Below are 19,408 nucleotides of genomic sequence, written 5' to 3' on the forward strand. Positions count from 1 at the left end.
CCCCGCCCGACCCCCGCCACCGTCTGGTCACCACCAAGTACAACCCGGCGCGCACCTGGACCGCCGAGGCGGGCGTCGGTATCGGCGGCTCCTACCTGTGCGTCTACGGCATGGAGAGCCCCGGCGGCTACCAGCTCATCGGCCGCACGGTCCCCATCTGGGGCGGCCTGCGCCCCGGCCGTTCCTTCGCCGACGGCATCCCCTGGCTGCTGCGCTTCTTCGACCGGATCGTCTGGCACCCGGTCTCCCCCGCCGAACTCCTGGACATCCGGGCCGACCTGGACTCCGGCCGCACCGGCCTCGACATCCGGCCCGGCACGTTCTCCCTTGCCGGACACGAGCGCTTCCTGCGGGAGAACGCCGACAGCATCGCCGCCTTCCGCACCCGCCAGGCAGCCGCCTTCGGCGCCGAGCGAGAGGCGTGGGAGGCGTCGGGCGAACTCGCCGAGCGTGCCGAGGCCGCCCCCGTACCTGCCACCGGACCCGTCTCCCTGCCGCCCGGCGGCAGTCTGGTCGACGCACCGCTCAGCTCCAGCGTGTGGAAGGTGGCCGCCGCCCCCGGTACCCGAGTCCAGGCCGGGCAGCCGCTCGTCGTCCTGGAGGCGATGAAGATGGAGGTCGTCGTCCGAGCCCCGGCCGACGGCGTCGTCGCCGACGTCCTCGTCACCCCCGGCCAGCAGATCGACGCCGGCACCCCGTTGACCGTCATCCTCCGAGAGGAAGCAGCGTGAACCAGCCCCCCACCGCCCCCGTCACGGCCGAGGAGCGCGTGGCCGCCGCCTACGAGCGGATCGACAAGGCCGAACGGCCGGAGATCTGGATCGCCCTGCGCCCCTACGAGGACGTCCTGGCCGAAGCCCGCGTCCTCGACGCCCGTGTGACGGCCGGTGAACTCCTGCCGCTGGCGGGCCTGTTGTTCCCCGTCAAGGACAACATCGACGTCGCGGACCTGCCCACCACCGCGGCCTGCCCCGCCTACGCCTACCGTCCGGAGGTCTCGGCCACCGCCGTACGACGGCTGACGGACGCGGGCGCGATCGTCCTCGGCAAGACGAACATGGACCAGTTCGCCACCGGCCTGGTCGGCACCCGCAGCCCGCACGGACCCGTCCGCAGCGCGGGCCACCCGGAGAAGATCTCCGGCGGCTCCAGCTCGGGCTCCGCCGTCGCCGTGGCCCTGGGTATCGCGGACTTCGCGCTGGGCACGGACACCGCGGGTTCGGGCCGCGTCCCGGCGGCCTTCAACAACATCGTCGGCATCAAGCCGACCCTCGGCCTGGTCCCCAACACCGGCGTGGTGCCCGCGGCCCGGTCCTACGACACCGTCACCGTGTTCGCCCGCACTCTCGCCGAAGCCCAGCGGGCGCTCGCCGTCATGACCGGCCCCGACGAGGCCGACCCGCGCAGCCGCACCTGGCCCGACGCCGTACGGCTGGCAGCGCCCGAACGGCCCCGCATCGCCCTCCCCCGCGACGAGGACCTCGCGCCCCTCTCCGACGAAGCCCGAGCCGCCTTCCAGGCAGCCGCCGGACAACTCCGGGAGACCGGCGCCGAAACGGCCATCATCGACGTGACACCGCTGCTGGAAGCCGCCCGGCTGCTCTACGACGGCGCCCTGGTCGCCGAACGCTACGCCGCCGTGGGCGAGTTCATCGCCCGCGACCCGGAAGCCGCGGACCCCACCGTCGCCGGCATCATCCTCACCGCAGCGGCCCTGCCCGCCCACGCCCTGGCCACCGACCAGGAACGCCTCGACCACTTCCGCACGGCCGCCGCCCGCCTCTTCGCCGGCTTCGACGCACTGCTCCTGCCCACCACCACCGACCACCCCACCATCGCCGCCGTCCAGGCCGACCCCGTCGGCATCAACAAACGGCTCGGCACCTACACCAACTTCGTCAACCTCCTCGACATGGCCGCCGTCGCCGTCCCGGCCGGCGAGGCCGACGGCAGCCCCTTCGGCGTCAGCATCGTCACCCGGACCTTCGACGACCAAGTGGGCCTCGACCTCGCCGCGCGCCTCATCGGTACGACGGGTGAAATCGTTGACCAGACCCCAACTCCCCTCCCCGACAACGGAGTCGACCTGGCCGTCTTCGGCGCCCACCGGCGCGGCCAGCCGCTCAACCACCAGCTCACCGAACTCGGCGCCCGCTACGCCGGCAAGGCAAGAACGGCCGCCGCCTACCAGTTGACCGCCCTGGCCACCGAACCCCCCAAGCCGGGCCTGGTCCACGTGGGCCCCGTCGGCGGGGGAGCCATCACCGGAGAGCGCTGGACCCTCTCACCCGCCGGCCTCGGCCGCTTCCTCGCCGCACTCCCCGCACCCATGTCCCTCGGCCGCATCCGACTCGACGACGACTCCTGGGTCCTGGGCTTCCAGTGCGACCCCCACACCGCAGCCGCAGGAACAGACATCACCCACCACGGGGACTGGCTCACCTATCTGGCCACGGTCTGAGACAGCCGCAGGGCTCCCACACGTCGCATCCGGCTCGTGGGACCCCTGCGTCCTACCGCCTGCGAAGTGGACGCCCGCAGCTCTTCCGGAGCCGCTGAACGGGTACTAGCGTCGCTGGAACACGCTCTGTGCTTCCCATCCCGCATCCTTGGGGTCGCCATGATCCACACCCGGGAACTCCTCGACAGCGTCACCACCGAGAGCATCCTCAGCAACGAGGTCCTGGCCGCCGCCGTCGACGTACTGGCGGCGTGCGAGACCGCCGTCACCGCGTGCGCCACGGGCATGCTCGCCGAGAAGGACGCGGACACCCTGCGCGCGGCCATCGACGGGGACCTGGACTGCGCCGACATCGTGGCCGCGACCCGCCGGATTTTGACCCGGCACAGCGGCCACGACCCGGCGCTCCTCACGGCGCAGGCCGAAGCCTGTCTGCTCGCGTGCCGACGCAGCCACGACCTGTGCACCGGACACGTCGAGCACCACGAACACTGCCGCATCTGCGCCGACGCCACCGCTCAAGCCGCCGACGCCTGCCGGAACGTACTCGACGCCGTACGGTCCTGAAGCAAGCTGGTCGCATCCGCGAGACAGGATGGGGTGCCTCAGACCAAGAGCCCCGCCCCGCGGCCGATGTGACCGCACTCACAACCAACTCCCGGAACTCACCAGGATGTCGCACCGACTCCTGTTGTGGCCGTTCGCCAGGTCGGCGTCCGCTCGCTCACCATGTCGGTGCGTCCGGCCCTGGATCTGTTCGTCGACGCCTTGCCGCGTCGTGGAGTTGGGGTGGTCTGGTGATTGCCGCGAGTGGGCTGCGCTGGGTGCTGAGTCTCCTGTTCGCCGTACCGGTCCTGTACGGCACGGCGAAGTCGGTGCTGCCCGGAGGGGGCGTCGCGGACCGTGTCGATCACGTGCTGCACGCGGCCATGGGGGTCTTGATGATCGCGATGGCCCGGCCATGGGGAATGGGCCTGCCGGTCGTTCCGCAGGTTCTGCTGTTCTCCGCGGGGGCGTTGTGGTTCCTGGCCTCCGCCCCCTTCCGTAGAGGAGAACGATCACCAGGCCGAGCCGTGGCCGCCGCGCTTCCCCACGTCGTGATGACCGGGGCCATGGCCTGGATGGTGGCGGCGATGGAGTCCTCGGTGACGATGTCCGGCTCCGCCGGTGCGGGAGGAACCTCCGACATGGCCGGAATGGACATGTCGGGCGGGTCGGGGCTCGCCTCCATGAGCCTGACCGGAGTCGGGCCCGTCACGGTCTCGGTGCTTCTGGCGATCACTCTGGGCGGCCTCGGGCTCGTCTGGCTGACCCGTGCGCTGGACCGGGCGCGGGAGAGGCACACGGACGAGTACCGACCGAAGGACGGTTCCCCGGCGCAGACAGAACATCTCGGCGCTCTGGCGCCCGCGTGCCATGCGGCGATGGCGCTGGGGATGGCGGTCATGTTCGCGCTGCTCGCGTGACGCCCCGCAGGTGACGGTGAGCGGCTGCGGGACGGCGTGCGGGAACCTGCCGGTCCGTTGTTTTCCCGGGCTGTGGACGGGGAGGTAGACATCGAGCCGTCCGTGGGCGGGAGAGCGGTAGGGGGTGAGGTTCCGTGTCCGGAACACTCGACAGGCAGGCGGCCTTCGGGGACGGGACGTGGCCCTGGGAGCGGCCGGTCGCACGTACGCACGGGTGGGCCGCGGTGGGTGAACACCTGGGCAGGGTCTGGTCGTTGTCCGCGCTGACCGTCGTGGTGCTCGTCGGGGGCTACAGCTGGCTCGGCCTCTTCCTCGGGCGGTGGCCGGGGGCCCTGATCGGGGCCGCCGTGGGCATGGTGGTCTGCGGAGGGCTGCACCTTGCGGTGAACCGGGCCGTGTCGGGGCCCAGTGACCGCCGTGCCGTTCCCGGTTCCAGGCGCCCTGGCCCATGATGACGAGCGGTCCCCGCCATTCGGCCGCCGGGCTCACACGCCGTCCGGCGGCCGGCAGGGGGAGGCGCCCGTCAGGCCGCGACCGTCTCGGTGACCTCGTACCCCGCTTCCACGATCGCCGCGCGCAGCAGCGTGTCGTCCAGGTCCGTGCCGGCGACTGAGACCGAGCCCGCCGTGACGTCGACGTCCACGACGGTGACGCCCGGGACCTGGGTGACCTCTTCGGTGATGCTTGCGGCGCAGTGCTCGCAGCTCATGCCGGTGACGAGATACTGCTTCTGGGCCATGGCTCAACTCCTGAGTGCCGCTGAGGCGTTCGTACGCCTTCTGATACGTATGCACCGGCCTGTGCGTTCATTCGGTGCCGTCCACCATTGAGTCGTGGCGGGGCCGAGCTGAGTTCCCGCCTGTCACACACGTCACTTTTCAGCGGCCGGCGGACACCGTCGTACGGCGCTGCCGGAGCACGCCCACAGTCAGGTCCACGGCGAGGAACACGGCGAGCGGTATCCCGAACAGCGGGATCACCCAGCCGACGGCGGCGACCACGACGATGCCGACGGCGACGGCCCAGGACGGCAGGGAGCGCCAGGCACCGCGGGCGGGCGGGGCTCCGAGCGGGGCCCGCCGGTCGGAGCGGGTGGGGCGGCGCTGCCACCACATGCGGTAGCCCCACACGATCACACAGATCAGACCGGTCGCGAGGAGGGCCAGCAGGATCTGGTTGACCAGGCCGAAGAGGGTGCCCATGTGGGCGTTGATGCCCCAGCGGGTGAGCTTGGCCATCACCGGCCAGTCGGCGAAGGCGACCTTGTCGGTCACGCGGTCGGTGGCGGCGTCGACGGCGACGCTGTCGCGGCCGACCGGCCAGAGGTTGCGGGTCTGCGTCACCGTCCAGGCTGAGGCGTCGTCCGCGGGGACGGCGATCTCCACCGGACCGCCCAAGCCGTCGGCGCGGGCCGCCTTCAGGACGCCGTCTATCGCGGCGGGGTCGGCCTTCTTCGCTGTGCCGCCGGATCCGCCCGCGCCGGTGGCCAGGGTGGTGGCCACGGAGGGGGTGTGGGAGTGCAGCGCGTCCAGTGCCTCACCGAAGTTGGCGCCGGCGTAGCGCGACCACGTCAGGCCGGTGGCGGAGAGGCCCAACAGGCCGACGGCGAGCCAGACTCCGGTGGCCGCGTGCCAGCTGCGGGTGCGCCGCACGCCCTTCTTCGCCGACCGGTCCGGCAGCAGTAGGCGGCGCGCGGTCCGTTTGCCGTGCCGGCGGCGCCACCACAGGAAGAGACCGCCGAGGACGAGCACCCACAGCCAACTGGCCGCGATCTCCGAGTAGTAACGGCCGACGGTCCCGAGGTTGAGGTTGCGGTGGAAGGCGTCCAGCCATGTGGTGAGCGGGGTCTCGGCGTACCAGGTGGTCAGCTGCCCCCTGGTCCTGCCCGTGTACGGGTCGACGTAGACGGTGTGGGTCTTCTCGCCGAGTTCGGGCAGGGCGAAGTCGACCTGCGTGGTGCCGTCGTCGCTGCCCGGGCGTACGGCGACCAGCGTGCCCTTCGGGTGCTCCGCGCGGGCGGCGGCGACCTGCTCGGACAGCGGCACAGTGCTGCCACCCGCATGGGCAACGTGGAGTTCGTGGCCGTAGACGAGCGAGTCGAACTGGGGCGTGAACGTGTACAGCAGGCCGGTGGTGGCCGCGACGAGCAGGAACGGCGCGACCAGCACTCCGGCGTAGAAGTGCAGCCTTGCCAGCAGGGCGCCGAAGCCCTCCGGTCGCCGGGCGGGAGCGGTCTGCGGGGGTTCGGGGGCCGTCGCGGTGGCGGTGGTCTCGGCCCCTCCGGCGGCTGGTGCGGGCGGACTGGGCTCTTCCGAGTCGATGGATGTCATGGTCACCTCTTGCTGGGGTCGGCGGTATCGGGGATGGGGACAGGGCATCCGGCGGTCGGACCGCCGTGACGCCGCTCCAGTGGCCCGGTTTCAGCCGCTGTCCTGAAAGCAGTCGTATGGAAGGCGCTTCGAGTTCCCGGCCGAGCGCCCGGAGTTCGTCGGCGGCGGAGAGGGGAGCCCGGTCGGCGGTGGCGGGCGGGGTGCGGGACGGCGGGCACCGAGCGACTTCATGTAGTCGTCCCGGGGCGGGTGTCGGTTCCCGGCGACGGCAGGGACACTCCTCACGTGGGACGGTTCCGCGTCGGAGGTGTCCTGGCAGATCGGCGCCGTGCCACGATGACCGCACCGGGCCACGATGGAATTCGCCTTCCCGAGCGTGGCCCGGCCTGTGCCCGCCTGCCGCCATATCGCCACATCCCGTCCCGGTGCGGGCGGCGGCCGGCGGGCTCGGTCATGCCGTGGGCGGCCGGACGCTGTCCGCCCACCCCCACCGATGGTCAGCCGCAAGGCCGGCCTGGACTCCCGTACCGGGTACGGGAGTCCGGCCTCGCGTCACCCGGCGCCGCTCCCTTCCGGAGCCCCGCGACGCCGTACCGTACGGGCGGCGAGGAACCCCCCGCCCGCGACCACGGCGACCGCCCCCGCGAGAGCGGCCGTCGCCGTGGTGCGGCCGAGGCCCAGGACGGTGTCCGAGTCTCCTGTGCCGGGGGCCGGCAGGCTCAGGCTCGCGCAGGCCGACGGGGTGCCGGCGGGCTCGGTGCCGTCGGCGGCCTCGAACTGGTATGCGTTGGTCTGGGCGTCCCCGTCCCCCGCGGTGATCGAGTACGTGAGGGTGATGACGCCGGCGGGCAGCGGGGAGACGGCCGCACAGGCCGTGGTCCGGTCGGTCACGACCGGCTTCCCGACCACGATCTCCTTGCCGTCCGGTCCGACCATCCTGATCTCCGGCGCGATACCGGAGGTCAGGTTGTCGAACGTCAGCCTGACCACAGTGGTCCCGGCGCCTACCGTGGCTCCGGGAGCCGGTGCCGCGTTCTTGAGCGCGGTGTGGGCGTATGCGGGTGAGCTGCCCAGGAGCAGGAGCACACCCGTACACGCGACGGGTCCGGCCGTCGCCGTCAGAAGTCGAAGTCGGCGCATGCGATCCGGTTGTCCTGTGCCTCGTTGGGGTGGACGACGACGGCGACCGCGTCCTGGCCGGTCTTGCGAGAATTGGTCACCGTGGTCATGCCCATACCGGACTTGTCGGCGGTGAACATCAGGTGGATCTCGTTCGGGGGCGTGGTCGCGCCGCCTTTCTCGAACTGGAAGTGCCCGCCGCCGTTGTCGTCCGAGCAGTGCTGGGCGTGCAGGTGGGCCATGTAGACATGACCCGCTTCGAGGCCGGTCAGGGAGACCGTGACCGTGGTGCCCTTGGGGCCCTGGGCCAGCCAGGCGGTGCCCTTGACGTCGTTCATCCCGGGCGGGCGGGTGTCGAGCATCTTGAAGGTGCCCTTCACCACCGTCGCACCGGCCATCTTGTAGGCGGGAGTGGCCGAGGGGTCCCCCATCGCTTTGTCGGACATGCCCTCCATGCCGTGGGCGGAGGACGAGGCGGATGATCCCCCGTGGGCCGATACGTGACCGCCCGAGTCGCCTCCGCACCCGGTGAGAAGGACCGCCAGGGCGGTGGCGAATACGGCGCCCAGGGCCGGTGTGGGCCTTCTGCGCGCGAGGGCGAGCGCGGGACGGCGGCCGGGCGTGGCCGCGCGGGCGGACGTGACGTGGTGCATGGGACTGACCCCGATCAATGCGTGGAGGCACACCGGTGCCCACGGGTGGACGAGGCGTGCCGGTCGGGAACGGACAGGAGGACACGAAGCGCGTGGCAGTCACGGCTGTGTCCCGGCTCCCGTCGGCTCCGGCGGACCGGGAGGTCTCAGAGACGCGGGGCGGGCATTGGGCCCAGGGACACGTGCAGGGCTGCCGAGGGGCCGAGGGGCGGCCCTCTGCGGACGACGGCGTGCCGGAGCACGGCGGGAGCCCTCGGTGTCCTGTGGGCGGTGTCCGTCTCCGGTCGGCCCGCGGGCGGGCGCCGGTCGAGGGCCGGGTGTCCGAGGAGGCGGTGGACCCGGTGGAGGGACGCGAACAACGTGACGGCGAGCGCCCGGCCCAGCCGGTACGCCGCGGCCTCGCCCCGCCACAGCCACAGCCCGCACACGACGGCGGCCAGCAGATGCGCCAGGAACATCGCGGTCCCCGCCGACAGAGCCGCGGGGGTGCCCGCTGTTCCGCTGTGCGCCATGGCCGTCCCGACAGCGGAGTGGCCCATGTGCATGGTCATGCCGGAAGCGGAATGGGCCATGTGCATGGCCATCCCGGAGTGGGCGAACGTCGTGGCATGCTCCGCCCCCGCACCCGGCGCGTGGACGAGCTCGTGTGTCAGGTCGAACAGCACGTGCAGCAGCCCCTGGGCGGCGGTCGTGACACCGACCACTGGCACCAGGCCGCGTTCCCGGCGGGTGAGCCACCAGCCGGCCGACGCCGTTCCCGGCAACGCCACGCCGATCGCCCACCAGGGCAGCAGATCGCCGGACATCAGGGCATGCCCCAGTGCGCTCGTCACCATGCAGACGGCCGCGAAGACACCCGCCGACAGTCCGCGCGGGATTCCCACACGTACTGCGGCGGACGCCGCGCGGCTCGCCGGGCACACCGCGCCCGGCCGGCTCCGGGACACCAGTCAACTCCTCGTACCGTTGGGCTCGTCGCCTCTTACGGACGGGAGTGGCCATGTGTTCAGCCGCCGGGGCCTCGTCGTGATCGGTCAGGCGGTGACTATCCCGTCCAGCTTGCCCGCCTTCGCCTCGGCCACCAGGGAGGAGAACTGGTCGGCGCTCATCTGGACGCGCTGCCCGAAGTCGTCAGTGAGCAGGACGCGTCGGTCCGCAGGGGCACTCGGGTCGACGAACAACTGCGGGCAGCCGCAGTCGCACTCTCCGCAGAAGGTCGCCAGGGGCTCCAGTCCGTTGGTCTCGTTCATCGTGCGCTGCCTTTCGACGGGAAACCGGGCCACCAGGTCCTTGCCCTCGCCTGGCGTCCGGGGGTGGCCGAGACATACCCGTGCGCGCCCGGCGTCACGCGCCGGAGTGCACGGCGGCGGTGGCACGGTCCGGTGCGCCCGCGCGCCGTTTCACACCCCGTGCTCCCGGCGGCATGCCAACTGTGGGAACTGAACGGAGCACTTCGCCGACTATGTGAAGAGGAGCGCCCGACGGTCGGCCGACGCCTCGGCAGAATGCCCCTGGCGGCTGCGAGGACCCCCGCTAGGGTGGGGCCATGGACACCCCCCTCACCATCGGAGTGCTGCTCTTCGACGACGTGGAGGAACTCGACGTCGTCGGCCCGTGGGAGGTGCTCGGGTTCTGGGCCTCCCACATCGCGACGGCGTCCGTGCGCGTCCTGGCCGTCGCCCCGCGTACGGGAGTGGTGCGGGGCGCCAAGGGCCTCGGCATGGTCGCCGACCACGCGGTGGACGACGGGTTGCCGCTCGATCTGCTCGTCCATCCCGGCGGCAACGGCACCCGCGGCCTGGTCAAGGACGAAGCGCACCTGGAGTGGTTGCGCACCCTGCACGGGCGCGGGACGGTTCTGGCGAGCGTGTGCACCGGTTCCCTGGTGCTGGCGGCGGCAGGGCTGCTCTCCGGCCGCCCCGCCACCACGCACCGCGACCACCTCGACAAGCTCGCGAGGATCGACCCCTCGATCGATGTGCGGCGCGGTCCGCGCTATATCGACGACGGGGCAGTCGTCACGAGTGCGGGGGTCTCGGCCGGCATCGACATGGCCCTGCACCTGGTGGCCCGTTACGACGGCCCCGAGGCGGCCGACGCCACCCGGTCCGGCATCCAGTACGAGACCCCGGAACCCGCACAGGGCTCCGGGGTTTGAGGGGCGCACCGCTCCGGTTCAGCGTTCGGCGGCCCCGGCGAGACGGCCTTCGTCGCCCTGCGGACGCTCGACGTTCGCGAGCGGCCGGGCCGCGTAGGTGATGCGGACGACGCCGTCGGCGTGCCGTTCGGTGCTCGCGCTGACCCCGAAGACATCGGCGAGGAGGCCCGGGGTGAGCACCTCCAGGACCGGCCCCGCCGCCGCCACCTCTCCCTCCCGCAGGACGACCAGGTGGTCGCAGAGCCGGGCGGCCAGGTCGAGGTCGTGGAGGACGGCGAGGGTGGTGACGCCAGTGGCGCGGATGAGGTCGAGGAGCTCGAACCGGGCCCGGATGTCGAGGTGGTTGGTCAGTTCGTCCAGCACGAGAAGCCGGGGGTTCTGGGCCAAGGCCCGTGCGAGCAGCACGCGTTGACGTTCGCCGCCGGACAGGGAGGTGTAGTCGCGGTCCGCGAACGGCCGTACGCCGCAGCGGTCGACGGCCTCCGAGACGATCGCACGGTCCTCGGCCCCGTCGCGGCCGAGCAGCCCGTGGTGGGGAGCGCGGCCGAGGGCCACGATCTCCGTGACGGTCAGGCCGGTGGTGTTGCCGCCCCCGTCCTGGAGGACGGCGGCGGTACGGCGGGCCGCGGCTCGGGGGGACAGTTCCCATACGTCGTCCTCGCCGACGCGGACCACCCCGTCCGCAGGGCGCAACGAGCGGTAGACCGTACGCAACAGTGTCGATTTCCCACTGCCGTTGGGGCCCACGAGGCCGACGATGGCGCCCTTGCGGGCCTGAAGGCTCACGTCCCGCAGGATCGGGTTGCGGTCCAACGTGACGTGGAGCCGGTCGACGACGAGTTTCATACAGTCAGTCCAAGCCCTTGTTGCGGCGCAGCAGCCACAGGAAGAAGGGGGCACCGAGCAGGGCGGTGAGGATGCCCAGCGGCAGTTCGTTGGGGCGGTTGAGGGTACGGGAGAGCAGGTCGACGAGGACCAGGTAGACGGCTCCGAGCAGAGCCGTCAGCGGCAGCAGCCGGCGGTGGTCGGCACCCATGGTGAGCCGCACCAGGTGCGGGATCATCAGGCCGACGAAGCCGATGCTGCCGGAGACCGCGATGACGGTGCCGGTGAGCAGTGCGCTGAGGACCAGCAGGACGGCCCGCAGCCGGTTGACGTCGACGCCGAGCGCGGTGGCCGACTCGTCGCCGGCCAGCAGCACGTTGAGGCGCCGACCGAACAGGGACAGCAGGGCGGTCGTGACGAGTACGACCACGGCGACCGCGGGGATCTGCTCCCACTTGGCCCCGGCCACACTGCCCAGCATCCAGAACATCACCGTCCGCAACTCGGTGGGCGTCGCCTGGAGTTGGACGAAACTGGTCGCCGAGAGGAAGACGTAGCCGATGGCCACCCCCGCCAGCACCAGCCGGACCGGCGCGAGCCGCCCCCGCCGCTGCCCGAGCGCGAACACCAGCGCGCCCGCGGCGACCGCGCCGAGGAAGGCCGCGGCCGACACCCCGAGCCCGGCGAGCACGGCGCCCCCACCCAGGGTGATGACGAGGACCGCGCCGAGTGTGGCGCCGTAGGAGAAGCCGAGGACGATCGGGTCGGCGAGCGGGTTGGAGACCACGGTCTGGAGCACCGCGCCGGTCACCGCCAGGCCCGCGCCGACCAGGGCCGCCAGGACCACCCGGGGGGTGCGGAAGTTCCACACGATCTGGTCGAGCGCGAGGTCGGAGGGCGCCGAACCCGCGCCGGTGACGTGGTGCAGGACGATCGCCCACACGTCACCGACCGGGACGTTGACCGCGCCTATGCTGATCGCCACGATCATCGTGACGACCAGCGCGACCGGCAGGAACGTGAACGCCAGCGGAACCTTGAGCCGGCTCAGAGGGCGTCGGGGTGCAGCATCTTCGCGACCTTCTCGACCGCCAGGTCGTTGCTGGGGCCGAGGTACATCGAGTCGGACAGCGTCACGTACGTGTTGTTCTTGGCGGCCGGCCACTGGGGGAACTCCTTGAGTAGCTTCTTGGCGTACGCCGCCGGGTTCGGGTCGTTGTAGGCGATGACGACGAGCGCGTCGACGTCGGTGGCGGCCACCTTCTCCTTGCTCAGGTCGGCGAAGGACGTCTTTGACGCGTTCTCGAAGGCGTTGGAACCGCCGGCCTTGGCGAGAATGTCGTTGTAGATGCCCTTGGCGACGACGGAGCTGAAGTCGTTGCCGCCCATGGACATGTTGGAGAAGAGGACCATGACCTTGGGCTGCTTCTCACCCTTCACCTTGGCCGAGACGGCCGTGATGTTCTTCTCCGAGGCGGCGATCAGCTTCTCGGCCTTGTCGCTGACGTTGAAGACCTTGCCCATGTCGCGCAGCAGCTGGTAGCTGTCGGCGATGGTCATCTTGGAGGTGTCCTGGTCGCAGCCCTGGGGGGAGACGTAGCTGTTCGCGCCGACGTCCTTGAGCTGGTCGCGGGTGGCGAAGCCGTTCTTCTCGTCGAAGCCGTACGAGGTGGTGGAGAGCACCAGGTCCGGGCGCAGGCCGAGCATCGCCTCACGGGGGATGTCGTAGGCGTCGTTGAGTTTGACGTCGCCGGTGGGCAGCTTCTTGATGGCGGCGGCTCGGCCGACCACCTCGGACATGCCGTAGGTCTGCTGGTTGGCGACGATCTTGTCACCGAGGCCGAGGGCGAGGAGGGTGGAGACCTCGGCGACCGAGGCGCCGTTCATGACGACGACTCTGCTGGGGGCCTTCTTGAAGGTCTCCTTCTGGCCGCAGTTGTCGAGGGTGACCGGGTAGCCCGTCTTCGAGGCGGCGGCCTCCGTTGTCGTGTCGCTCGCTTTGTCGTCGGACGAGGAGCCGCATGCCGCCGTGAGGAGGCAGAGGGCTGCGGCCAGGGCGGTGACGGCCGGCCGGTTGATCGACATGCGGGCTCCTTGCGTGAGGGACGTACTCATGGGCTGACGGGTTCTGATGCAGTAGTCGGGGTGAAGTGGCCGTGAGTTCCCGGCAGTTGCCGACTATTTCGCGGCCACCTCGGAACGGGTCTCCCGCCGCCGGGCGGGGGCGGGCAGCACACCCGCCGTCACGCAGTGGTCCAGGTAGCGGAAGAACAGGCCACGGTCGAGGGGCGGACAGGTGACGCCGGTGTCCGACAGGCCGGCGCGGACCCGGTCGGCTCGGACGTGGCCGAGACGCAGGTCGGTCTCCGTACCCTCTCCCACGGCCCCGCCGTCCGCGGAGTCGAAGAAGGCGAGCGTCGTGGCCGCGACGTCGGCCGAGCCCGGCAGTTGCTCACGCCAGCGCGCCAGCGGCAGGGAGCGTACGGGATAGCCGTACTCCCGCACCCAGTCGTAGACGTCCGCGAGCCGTACCCGTGGCAGGGTGGCGTGGTTGAAGACCGGACCGGTGGCCGTCGCGTCCGGGTCGAGGGACAGATGGACGAGGGATTGGGCCACGAAGTCCACCGGAGTCCAGATCTCGTCCTCGAACAGCTCCGGGACGATGCCCTCGGGGATGCCCGCGCGCAGCACGCTCCACAGGAAGTCCCGCTCGTTGACGTATCCCGTGCCGGCCGGTCCGACCACGCGGCCCAGTCGGTGGACGGTGACGGGCAGACCGCGTTCGGCCGCCTGTTCCAGCAGCCGTTCCGAGGCCCACTTGGACTGCTGGTAGCCGTGGCGCAGGCCCTCGTGGGGCGGCAGGAACGCCTCCGGCACCTCGGGGCTGTGGCTCGCGGGCGGGGCCACGGAGAGGGTGGAGACATAGTGCAGGGGTGTCGTGTTGACGGCGGCGAGGCGCAGCAGTTGCCGGGTGGACTCGGTGTTGGCGGCCCGCAGGGTGGCGTAGTCGCGCATGATGCTGACGGTGGCCGCGTTGTGGAAGATCGCGTCGCAGGTCGCGGCGAGGTCGGCCAGCGTCTCCCGGCGCAGGCCGAGATCGGCGCGGGCGAGGTCTGCGGGCAGGGCTGTCAGGCGGGCCGACGCGCGGGCGTCGGGGGTGAGGCCGTGCCGGGTGAGGGCCTCGTGGACGCGGGCGGTTGCCTCGGAGGTGTCGGCCGCCCGGACCGGGCAGACGATCTCGGCCCCGGTGTCGGCCAGCAGCCGGGACAGAAGATGCGCGCCCACCAGTCCGGTGGCGCCGGTGAGCAGGATGCGCCGGGGCGTGCCGTGGGCGGCGCGGCTGATGCCGGGCCGGATGCCCGGGTCGAGCCGGGTGTCGGCCAGCAGCGCCGACGGGAGTCCCACGGCGGCGCTCGACTGTTCCTCTCCGGCGAGGAACCGGGCAAGGGCCGCGGCGGTGGGGTGCTGGAAGAGCCAGGCGACCTTGATGTCCCGACCCAGTTCCACGCCGAGCCGGTTGGCGGCCTGGATGGCCTGGAGGGACTGGGCGCCCAGGTCGAACACGTCGTCGTCCACCGTGACGGTGTCGTTCCCGAGCAGGTGTGCCCAGACGCCGGTGATGGTCAGCTCCAGGGGGCTGCCGGTCGTGGGCGCCCGGTGGGCGCGCGGTTCGGCGAGCACGTTCCGGTCGATCTTGCCGGAGCCGGTGCGAGGCAGCCGGTCCGTGAACTCGATCGCGGAGGGCACCATCGCCGCGGGCAGCGACGCCCGCAGGTGGTCTCTGACATCGGCGGCGGACGGCGCGGGGGATTCCGCCACGAGGTGGGCCACCAGGCGCCGGGTGCCGTCCGCCAGCACCTGCCCGACGACGGCCGCCTCCCTGATCCGCGGAAACGTGAGCAGGGCGGTTTCGACCTCGGCGGGCTGGACCCGATGTCCGCTGATCTTGAACTCGGTGTCGGCCCTGCCCGTGTAGCGCAGTTGCCCGTCGTCGCCGATGCGGACCAGGTCGCCGGTGCGGTAGGCGCGCGGGGCGTCCGGCAGGGCGGTGAGCGGGGCGAAGCGTGCGCTGTCGGACACCTGTGGCCGGTAGCCGTCGGCCAGGGTGGGGCCGAGGAGGTACAGCTCGCCGTCGGCCACCGCCGCCCGCGTGCCGGGCAGGGGCAGGCCGATGGGGACGTCTCCGGCGGCGAGTTCGGGGTCGTGCAGGTCGGTGACGGTGGCGACCACGGTGGCCTCGGTGGGGCCGTAGGTGTTCAGCAGCGCGACCGAGGTGCCGACCGCCTTGCGCCAGCGCTCGACGCGTTCGGGCAGGGCCGCTTCGCCGCCGATGACGACGGTGCGTACGCCCTCGGGGAGGGCGGCGGCGCCAGTCGAGACCGCGTAGGCGAGTTCGTGCCAGTAGGCGGTGGGCAGGTCGAGGACGCTCACCCGCAGCCGTGCGCAGGCGTCGAGGAAGCCCGGGACGGAGTCGGTCATGTCGTCGGTGCGGATGATCAGGGTGGCGCCGGCGCACAGGGTCAGGAAGATCTCCTCCACGCTGGCGTCGAAGTGCAGCGGCGCGAACTGCAGGACACGGTCCTCGCGGCGCAGCCCGTAGCGGTGCGTGGCCGCGGCGACGAAGTGGGCCAGCGCGGCGTGCCCGACCGCCACCCCTTTGGGGCGGCCGGTGGAGCCCGAGGTGTGCAGGACGTACGCGAGGTCTGCCGGTGCCGGTGGCGCGGGTGGCGTGGAAACGCCGGCGTGCTCCGGGTCCCGGTCGTCAGAAGGGAGCAGCGGGAGTACGGCGTGCTCCGCGAAGTCGGCCGCTCTGTCGCCGGTCGTCAGAACGAGGGCGGGGACGGTGTCGGCCAGCAGGCGGGCCGTGCGGTCGGCGGGTGCCTTCGGGTCGAGGGGGCAGTAGGCGGCGCCGGACATCAGTACGCCGAGGACGGCGGTGACGGCGGCGCCGCCCCGGGGCAGGGCCACCGCCACCACGTCGCCGCGACCCACGCCCCGGGCGGCCAGTCGGCGGGCGATGTCCCGTGCCGCGCCGAAGAGTTGGGCGTAGGTCAGGGTGTCTCCGTCGTGCTCGACGGCGACGGCCCCGCCCCGGCGGGCCACGTGATCGGCGATCAGGCTCAGCACCGGGCGGGCGGGCTTGGGCAGCGGGCCGCCGTCCAGGACGGGGACGGGCTGGTGCGCCCGGGGCCCGCCGAGCGGCCGGTCCGGGTCGGCCAGCGCCTCCAGCAGCAGGGCGAGCAGGCCCTCCTGGAAGGCGGCCGTCTCTGCCTCCGTGTACAGGTCCGGGTTGGCGTCGACGGCGACGCGCAGTCCGGTGCCGTCGCCGCGGTCGTAGACGTTGACCGCCAGGTCGTCGACGGGGCCCGCGGACACGTTGTGGACGGTGCTGGGATGTCCGGCGAACTTCAGGTCGTACTCGAAGGGCATGATGTTCACGCCCGGCCCGGACAGCCTGCGCTGGCCGCCGACCAGCTTCAGGTCGCGGCGCAACTGTTCGTAGCGGTAGCGCTGGTGGGGCAGTCCGGCGCGCAGTTCGCGTGAAACGCGGGGGGCGAGGACACGGAGGCTGTCGTCGGGGGCGACGGGCACGCGCAGGGGCAGGATGTTGCGCACCATCGCGGGCACCCGCAGGGAGACCGAACCCAGGCGGCCCATCGCGGGCAGGCTCAGCACGATCTCCGGTGCCCGGGTGAGCCGGTGGAGGTGGGCGGCGGTCACCGCGAGGAGCACCTCGGACCAGGTGACCGACAGGTCACGGGCGACTGTGCGCAGTTGACCTGCTGCGGACGGGTCGAGGTCGGTGACGTGGCGGTGGAAGGTGCGGGCGGGCAGCGCGGAGCGGCCGGCCGGGGTGGCCACGGGCGGGTGGTCGGCGTAGCGGTCGGTCCAGTAGGTCCGGTCCTTGGTGTGGCGGGCGGATTCGCGGTAGGCGGCTTCCTCGGCGCGGACGGACTCCAGGGTGCCGAAGCCGCTGTCCGGTACGGGTTCGCCGGCCATGAGGGCGCTGTACACCTCGGCGACCCGCCGGGCCACCAGGGAGAGGCCGAAGCCGTCGAGGGCGATGTGGTGGACGCGGTGGTACCAGAGGAACTCCTCCGGTGCCGTGCGCAGCAGGGCGTGGCCGAAGACCGGGCCTCGGGTGAGGTCGACGGGGCGGGTCATGTCCTGGTCCATCCAGGCCAGGGCGGTCGCGTGCGGATCGGGTTCGGTGGTGAGGTCGGCGATGTGGGTGCGCCAGTCCCCGGCCGGGGTGGTGGTCTGCCGGGGGCGGCCGGTGTCGTCGGTGTCGAAGGTGACGTTGAGGGCCTCGGTCTCGGCGACGACGTGGTGCAGGGCCCGGTCGAAGACGGCCGGGTCGACGGGTCCGGTGATGCGCAGGTACTCGGCGGTGTTGTAGGCGGGGCTGTCCGCGTCGAGCTGCTGGCCGGCCCAGATGCCCTCCTGGGCGGCCAGCAGTGGTTGACGGTCCGTCATGTCCGCTGCCCCTGACGCTGGGAGAGGAGCTGCCACCACTGGGCGAACGTGGTGCGTTCGGCGAGTTCGACGAAGGTCACCTCGGCACCCGCCGCCTGCCAGCGCTCCAGCAGGGTGACGATGCGCAGCGAGTCCAGCCCCGCGTCCAGCGGGCTGTCCTCCAGGTCGACTTCGCCGGGCTCCAGGAACAGGCACTCCGCGAGGTCCGCGCGGAAGCTGTCCAGTGTGAGGGGTTCAGGCATGGGGACTCTCTCTCGGTGGCTCGTCCGGTTAAGTGCCGGTGGCTCGCGGGCGGCCCGCGCCGGGGGTGAGCGGCGTGGACGGGCCGGTCAGTTGACCTTGCGCGCGGAGTCGCTCCAGAAGCGGTCACGCAGCTCGCGGCGGAGGATCTTGCCGCTGGGGTTGCGCGGGACGTGGTCGGTGAACTCGTAGCTCGCGGGCAGCTTGAACGCGGCCAGCCGCGGCACGAGGAAGGTGTGCAGGTCCCGAGGGCTGGGGCGCTCGCCTGCCGCGGGGACGACGAAGGCGTGCACCTTCTCGCCCCACCGCTCGTCGGGGATGCCGACGACGACCGCCTCCCCGACCCCGGGGTGGTGCTCCAGTACGTTCTCGATCTCGGCGGGGTAGACGTTCTCGCCGGCGACAAGGATGGCGTCCTTGATGCGGTCGCGGATGAAGACGTAGCCGTCCTCGTCGAGGTAACCGGCGTCCCCGGTGTGGATCCAGCCGTCGACGAGCGTCTCAGCCGTCTTGTCGGGCAGGCCCCAGTACTCGACCATCCGCGCGGGGGTGTGCAGGCAGACCTCGCCGACCGCGCCCGGGGGCAGTTCCCGGCCCTGGTCGTCGATCACCTTGGCGCGTACGCCCGGGTAGGGGTGGCCGGCGGCCTGCATGAGCGTCCCGCCCGGGACATGGGCGGCCGGCGGCAGGCACACAGCGGTGTTGCCGGTCTCGGTCAGCCCGTAGATCTGGGCGAACTCGCAGTCCAGGACCGCGAGGCTCTCCTCCAGCAGCGCCTCCGAGATCGGGGAGCCGCCGTAGACCGTCTTGCGCAGGGTCGTGAAGTCCTTCGCGCTCACCCCAGGTTCGGTGAGCATCATGCGCAGCATCGCCGGGACCACACAGGCGGTGGTGATGCCGAGGTCGCGGATGAGGTCGACGGCCTGCCGGGCGGCGAAGGCGCGCATCGCCACCACCGTCGTACCGGCGTTGAAATTCTGCGCCGCCCACCACAGTCCGCCGACGTGGAATCCGGGGATACCGATCAGCGCGACGTCACCGGCCCGCCAGTCGATCCAGTCCAGGCCCTCGCTCGCCAGCCCGTCGCGGATCGCGAAGAAGCTGCGGTGGGCGAGGACGACGCCCTTGGGCAGGCCGGTGGTGCCGCTGGTGTAGAGCTGGGCGACCGGGGTGTCCGGGGTGGCTTCGAACTCGGTCTCGCTGTCGCGGTGTTCGGCTCGCCAGGCGGTGATCGAGTTCACCGGTACGACGGTCTCTGGTGGCTTGGTGGGCATGCCCTCGACGATGGGGGCGAACTCGTCCTCCAGGAACAGCAGCCGGGTGCCGGAGTCCTGGAGGATGTGGCTGACCTCGGGTGCGGTGAGGCGCCAGTTGACCGGGACCAGGACGGTGCCGGTCTTGGCGCAGGCGAAGAGGGCCTCGTAGTAGTGCTCGGACTCCTTGCCCAGGTACGCCACCCGGTCGCCCTCGCCGAGTCCCTCGGCGCGCAGGGCGTGTGCCATGCGGTTGCTGTGGTGGTGCAGGTCCGCGTAGGTCACGGTGCGGTCCTCGCAGATGATCGCGGCGGCGTCCGGCTGCCGGGCTGCGTGGAAGCGGGTGGTGTGGACGAGGGTGCTCAGTTCGGCGTGGTGGAGCTTCGCGCCCTTCGGCTGCGGCACCGTGGATGTCTCCATGAAAGC

The 19,408-nt window shown here is 71.9% G+C and carries 18 protein-coding genes; 6 read left to right on the forward strand and 12 right to left on the reverse strand.

Annotated elements, in window-relative coordinates; genetic code table 11:
- The 5 genes from HLK59_RS12075 to HLK59_RS12095 all read left to right on the forward strand — a co-directional run.
- Positions 1-731: biotin/lipoyl-containing protein (locus HLK59_RS12075; RefSeq protein ID WP_171141370.1), on the forward strand; the 731-nt coding region annotated here is incomplete at its 5' end.
- Positions 728-2,461: an allophanate hydrolase gene (atzF, locus tag HLK59_RS12080; protein WP_171141371.1), complete on the forward strand. Its 1,734-nt coding sequence runs from the start codon at positions 728-730 to the stop codon at positions 2,459-2,461. The genes HLK59_RS12075 and atzF, both read left to right, overlap by 4 nt.
- 159 nt (positions 2,462-2,620) lie before the next feature.
- On the forward strand, positions 2,621-3,028 hold the full coding sequence (locus HLK59_RS12085) for a hypothetical protein (protein ID WP_171141372.1): 408 nt from the start codon (positions 2,621-2,623) through the stop codon (positions 3,026-3,028).
- A 230-nt stretch (positions 3,029-3,258) separates the two neighbouring features.
- Positions 3,259-3,927, forward strand: a complete 669-nt coding sequence (locus HLK59_RS12090; protein ID WP_171141373.1) for a DUF5134 domain-containing protein — start codon at positions 3,259-3,261, stop codon at positions 3,925-3,927.
- Between the two features lie 134 nt (positions 3,928-4,061).
- A complete protein-coding gene (locus HLK59_RS12095) occupies positions 4,062-4,379 on the forward strand; it encodes a hypothetical protein (RefSeq protein WP_171141374.1) in 318 nt (105 codons plus the stop codon).
- Between the two features lie 71 nt (positions 4,380-4,450).
- Here HLK59_RS12095 and HLK59_RS12100 read toward each other — a convergent pair whose 3' ends face one another.
- The 6 genes from HLK59_RS12100 to HLK59_RS12125 all read right to left on the reverse strand — a co-directional run bounded on the left by HLK59_RS12100 (position 4,451) and on the right by HLK59_RS12125 (position 9,279).
- The gene (locus HLK59_RS12100) at positions 4,451-4,666 is read right to left on the reverse strand and encodes a heavy-metal-associated domain-containing protein (RefSeq protein ID WP_171141375.1); all 216 of its coding nucleotides are present in this window, start codon (positions 4,664-4,666) and stop codon (positions 4,451-4,453) included.
- Between the two features lie 139 nt (positions 4,667-4,805).
- Positions 4,806-6,257, reverse strand: coding sequence for a PepSY-associated TM helix domain-containing protein (locus HLK59_RS12105; protein WP_171141376.1), 1,452 nt, complete (start codon positions 6,255-6,257; stop codon positions 4,806-4,808).
- Between the two features lie 552 nt (positions 6,258-6,809).
- Positions 6,810-7,397, reverse strand: a complete 588-nt coding sequence (locus HLK59_RS12110) for a copper resistance CopC family protein (RefSeq protein WP_171141377.1) — start codon at positions 7,395-7,397, stop codon at positions 6,810-6,812.
- On the reverse strand, positions 7,376-8,029 hold the full coding sequence (locus HLK59_RS12115) for a superoxide dismutase family protein (RefSeq protein WP_240982358.1): 654 nt from the start codon (positions 8,027-8,029) through the stop codon (positions 7,376-7,378). Before HLK59_RS12115 ends, HLK59_RS12110 begins: the two co-directional genes overlap by 22 nt.
- 146 nt (positions 8,030-8,175) lie before the next feature.
- Complete coding sequence (locus HLK59_RS12120) at positions 8,176-8,976, reverse strand: hypothetical protein (protein ID WP_346779715.1); 801 nt, start codon at positions 8,974-8,976, stop codon at positions 8,176-8,178.
- Between the two features lie 87 nt (positions 8,977-9,063).
- Positions 9,064-9,279 carry a hypothetical protein gene (locus tag HLK59_RS12125; RefSeq protein WP_171141378.1) on the reverse strand — a complete coding sequence of 72 codons (216 nt, stop codon included), beginning with the start codon at positions 9,277-9,279 and terminating at the stop codon, positions 9,064-9,066.
- Positions 9,280-9,575: 296 nt separating this feature from the next.
- Here HLK59_RS12125 and HLK59_RS12130 point away from each other — a divergent pair, with 296 nt between their 5' ends.
- Positions 9,576-10,187 carry a DJ-1/PfpI family protein gene (locus HLK59_RS12130; RefSeq protein ID WP_171141379.1) on the forward strand — a complete coding sequence of 204 codons (612 nt, stop codon included), beginning with the start codon at positions 9,576-9,578 and terminating at the stop codon, positions 10,185-10,187.
- Positions 10,188-10,205: 18 nt separating this feature from the next.
- On the opposite strand, the gene HLK59_RS12135 is transcribed toward HLK59_RS12130, so the two are convergent.
- The 6 genes from HLK59_RS12135 to HLK59_RS12160 form a co-directional block, all read right to left on the reverse strand.
- Positions 10,206-11,033: an ABC transporter ATP-binding protein gene (locus tag HLK59_RS12135; RefSeq protein WP_171141380.1), complete on the reverse strand. Its 828-nt coding sequence runs from the start codon at positions 11,031-11,033 to the stop codon at positions 10,206-10,208.
- A gap of 4 nt (positions 11,034-11,037) precedes the next feature.
- Complete coding sequence (locus tag HLK59_RS12140) at positions 11,038-12,003, reverse strand: iron ABC transporter permease (RefSeq protein ID WP_171141381.1); 966 nt, start codon at positions 12,001-12,003, stop codon at positions 11,038-11,040.
- Positions 12,004-12,059: 56 nt separating this feature from the next.
- Complete coding sequence (locus HLK59_RS12145) at positions 12,060-13,097, reverse strand: ABC transporter substrate-binding protein (RefSeq protein ID WP_171141382.1); 1,038 nt, start codon at positions 13,095-13,097, stop codon at positions 12,060-12,062.
- Positions 13,098-13,190: 93 nt separating this feature from the next.
- Positions 13,191-17,489 (reverse strand): non-ribosomal peptide synthetase, encoded by a 4,299-nt coding sequence (locus HLK59_RS12150; RefSeq protein WP_171141383.1) that lies wholly within the window; start codon positions 17,487-17,489, stop codon positions 13,191-13,193.
- A complete protein-coding gene (locus HLK59_RS12155) occupies positions 17,486-17,731 on the reverse strand; it encodes a phosphopantetheine-binding protein (RefSeq protein ID WP_171141384.1) in 246 nt (81 codons plus the stop codon). Before HLK59_RS12155 ends, HLK59_RS12150 begins: the two co-directional genes overlap by 4 nt.
- An 87-nt stretch (positions 17,732-17,818) precedes the next feature.
- Positions 17,819-19,402: a long-chain-fatty-acid--CoA ligase gene (locus HLK59_RS12160; RefSeq protein ID WP_171141385.1), complete on the reverse strand. Its 1,584-nt coding sequence runs from the start codon at positions 19,400-19,402 to the stop codon at positions 17,819-17,821.
- Positions 19,403-19,408: the final 6 nt, after the last annotated feature.

Origin of the sequence: Streptomyces sp. S3(2020) (assembly GCF_013044505.1) — a bacterium.
Taxonomy (GTDB): Bacteria; Actinomycetota; Actinomycetes; order Streptomycetales; family Streptomycetaceae; genus Streptomyces.

Coding starts and splice junctions, on each gene's coding strand:
- HLK59_RS12085 (WP_171141372.1), top strand. CDS start 2,621: ATGATCCACACCCGGGAACTCCTCGACAGCGTCACCACCGAGAGCATC.
- HLK59_RS12100 (WP_171141375.1), bottom strand. CDS start 4,666: ATGGCCCAGAAGCAGTATCTCGTCACCGGCATGAGCTGCGAGCACTGC.
- HLK59_RS12105 (WP_171141376.1), bottom strand. CDS start 6,257: ATGACATCCATCGACTCGGAAGAGCCCAGTCCGCCCGCACCAGCCGCC.
- HLK59_RS12110 (WP_171141377.1), bottom strand. CDS start 7,397: ATGCGCCGACTTCGACTTCTGACGGCGACGGCCGGACCCGTCGCGTGT.
- HLK59_RS12115 (WP_240982358.1), bottom strand. CDS start 8,029: ATGCACCACGTCACGTCCGCCCGCGCGGCCACGCCCGGCCGCCGTCCC.
- HLK59_RS12125 (WP_171141378.1), bottom strand. CDS start 9,279: ATGAACGAGACCAACGGACTGGAGCCCCTGGCGACCTTCTGCGGAGAG.
- HLK59_RS12130 (WP_171141379.1), top strand. CDS start 9,576: ATGGACACCCCCCTCACCATCGGAGTGCTGCTCTTCGACGACGTGGAG.
- HLK59_RS12135 (WP_171141380.1), bottom strand. CDS start 11,033: ATGAAACTCGTCGTCGACCGGCTCCACGTCACGTTGGACCGCAACCCG.
- HLK59_RS12140 (WP_171141381.1), bottom strand. CDS start 12,003: ATGATCGTGGCGATCAGCATAGGCGCGGTCAACGTCCCGGTCGGTGAC.
- HLK59_RS12145 (WP_171141382.1), bottom strand. CDS start 13,097: ATGTCGATCAACCGGCCGGCCGTCACCGCCCTGGCCGCAGCCCTCTGC.
- HLK59_RS12150 (WP_171141383.1), bottom strand. CDS start 17,489: ATGACGGACCGTCAACCACTGCTGGCCGCCCAGGAGGGCATCTGGGCC.
- HLK59_RS12155 (WP_171141384.1), bottom strand. CDS start 17,731: ATGCCTGAACCCCTCACACTGGACAGCTTCCGCGCGGACCTCGCGGAG.
- HLK59_RS12160 (WP_171141385.1), bottom strand. CDS start 19,402: ATGGAGACATCCACGGTGCCGCAGCCGAAGGGCGCGAAGCTCCACCAC.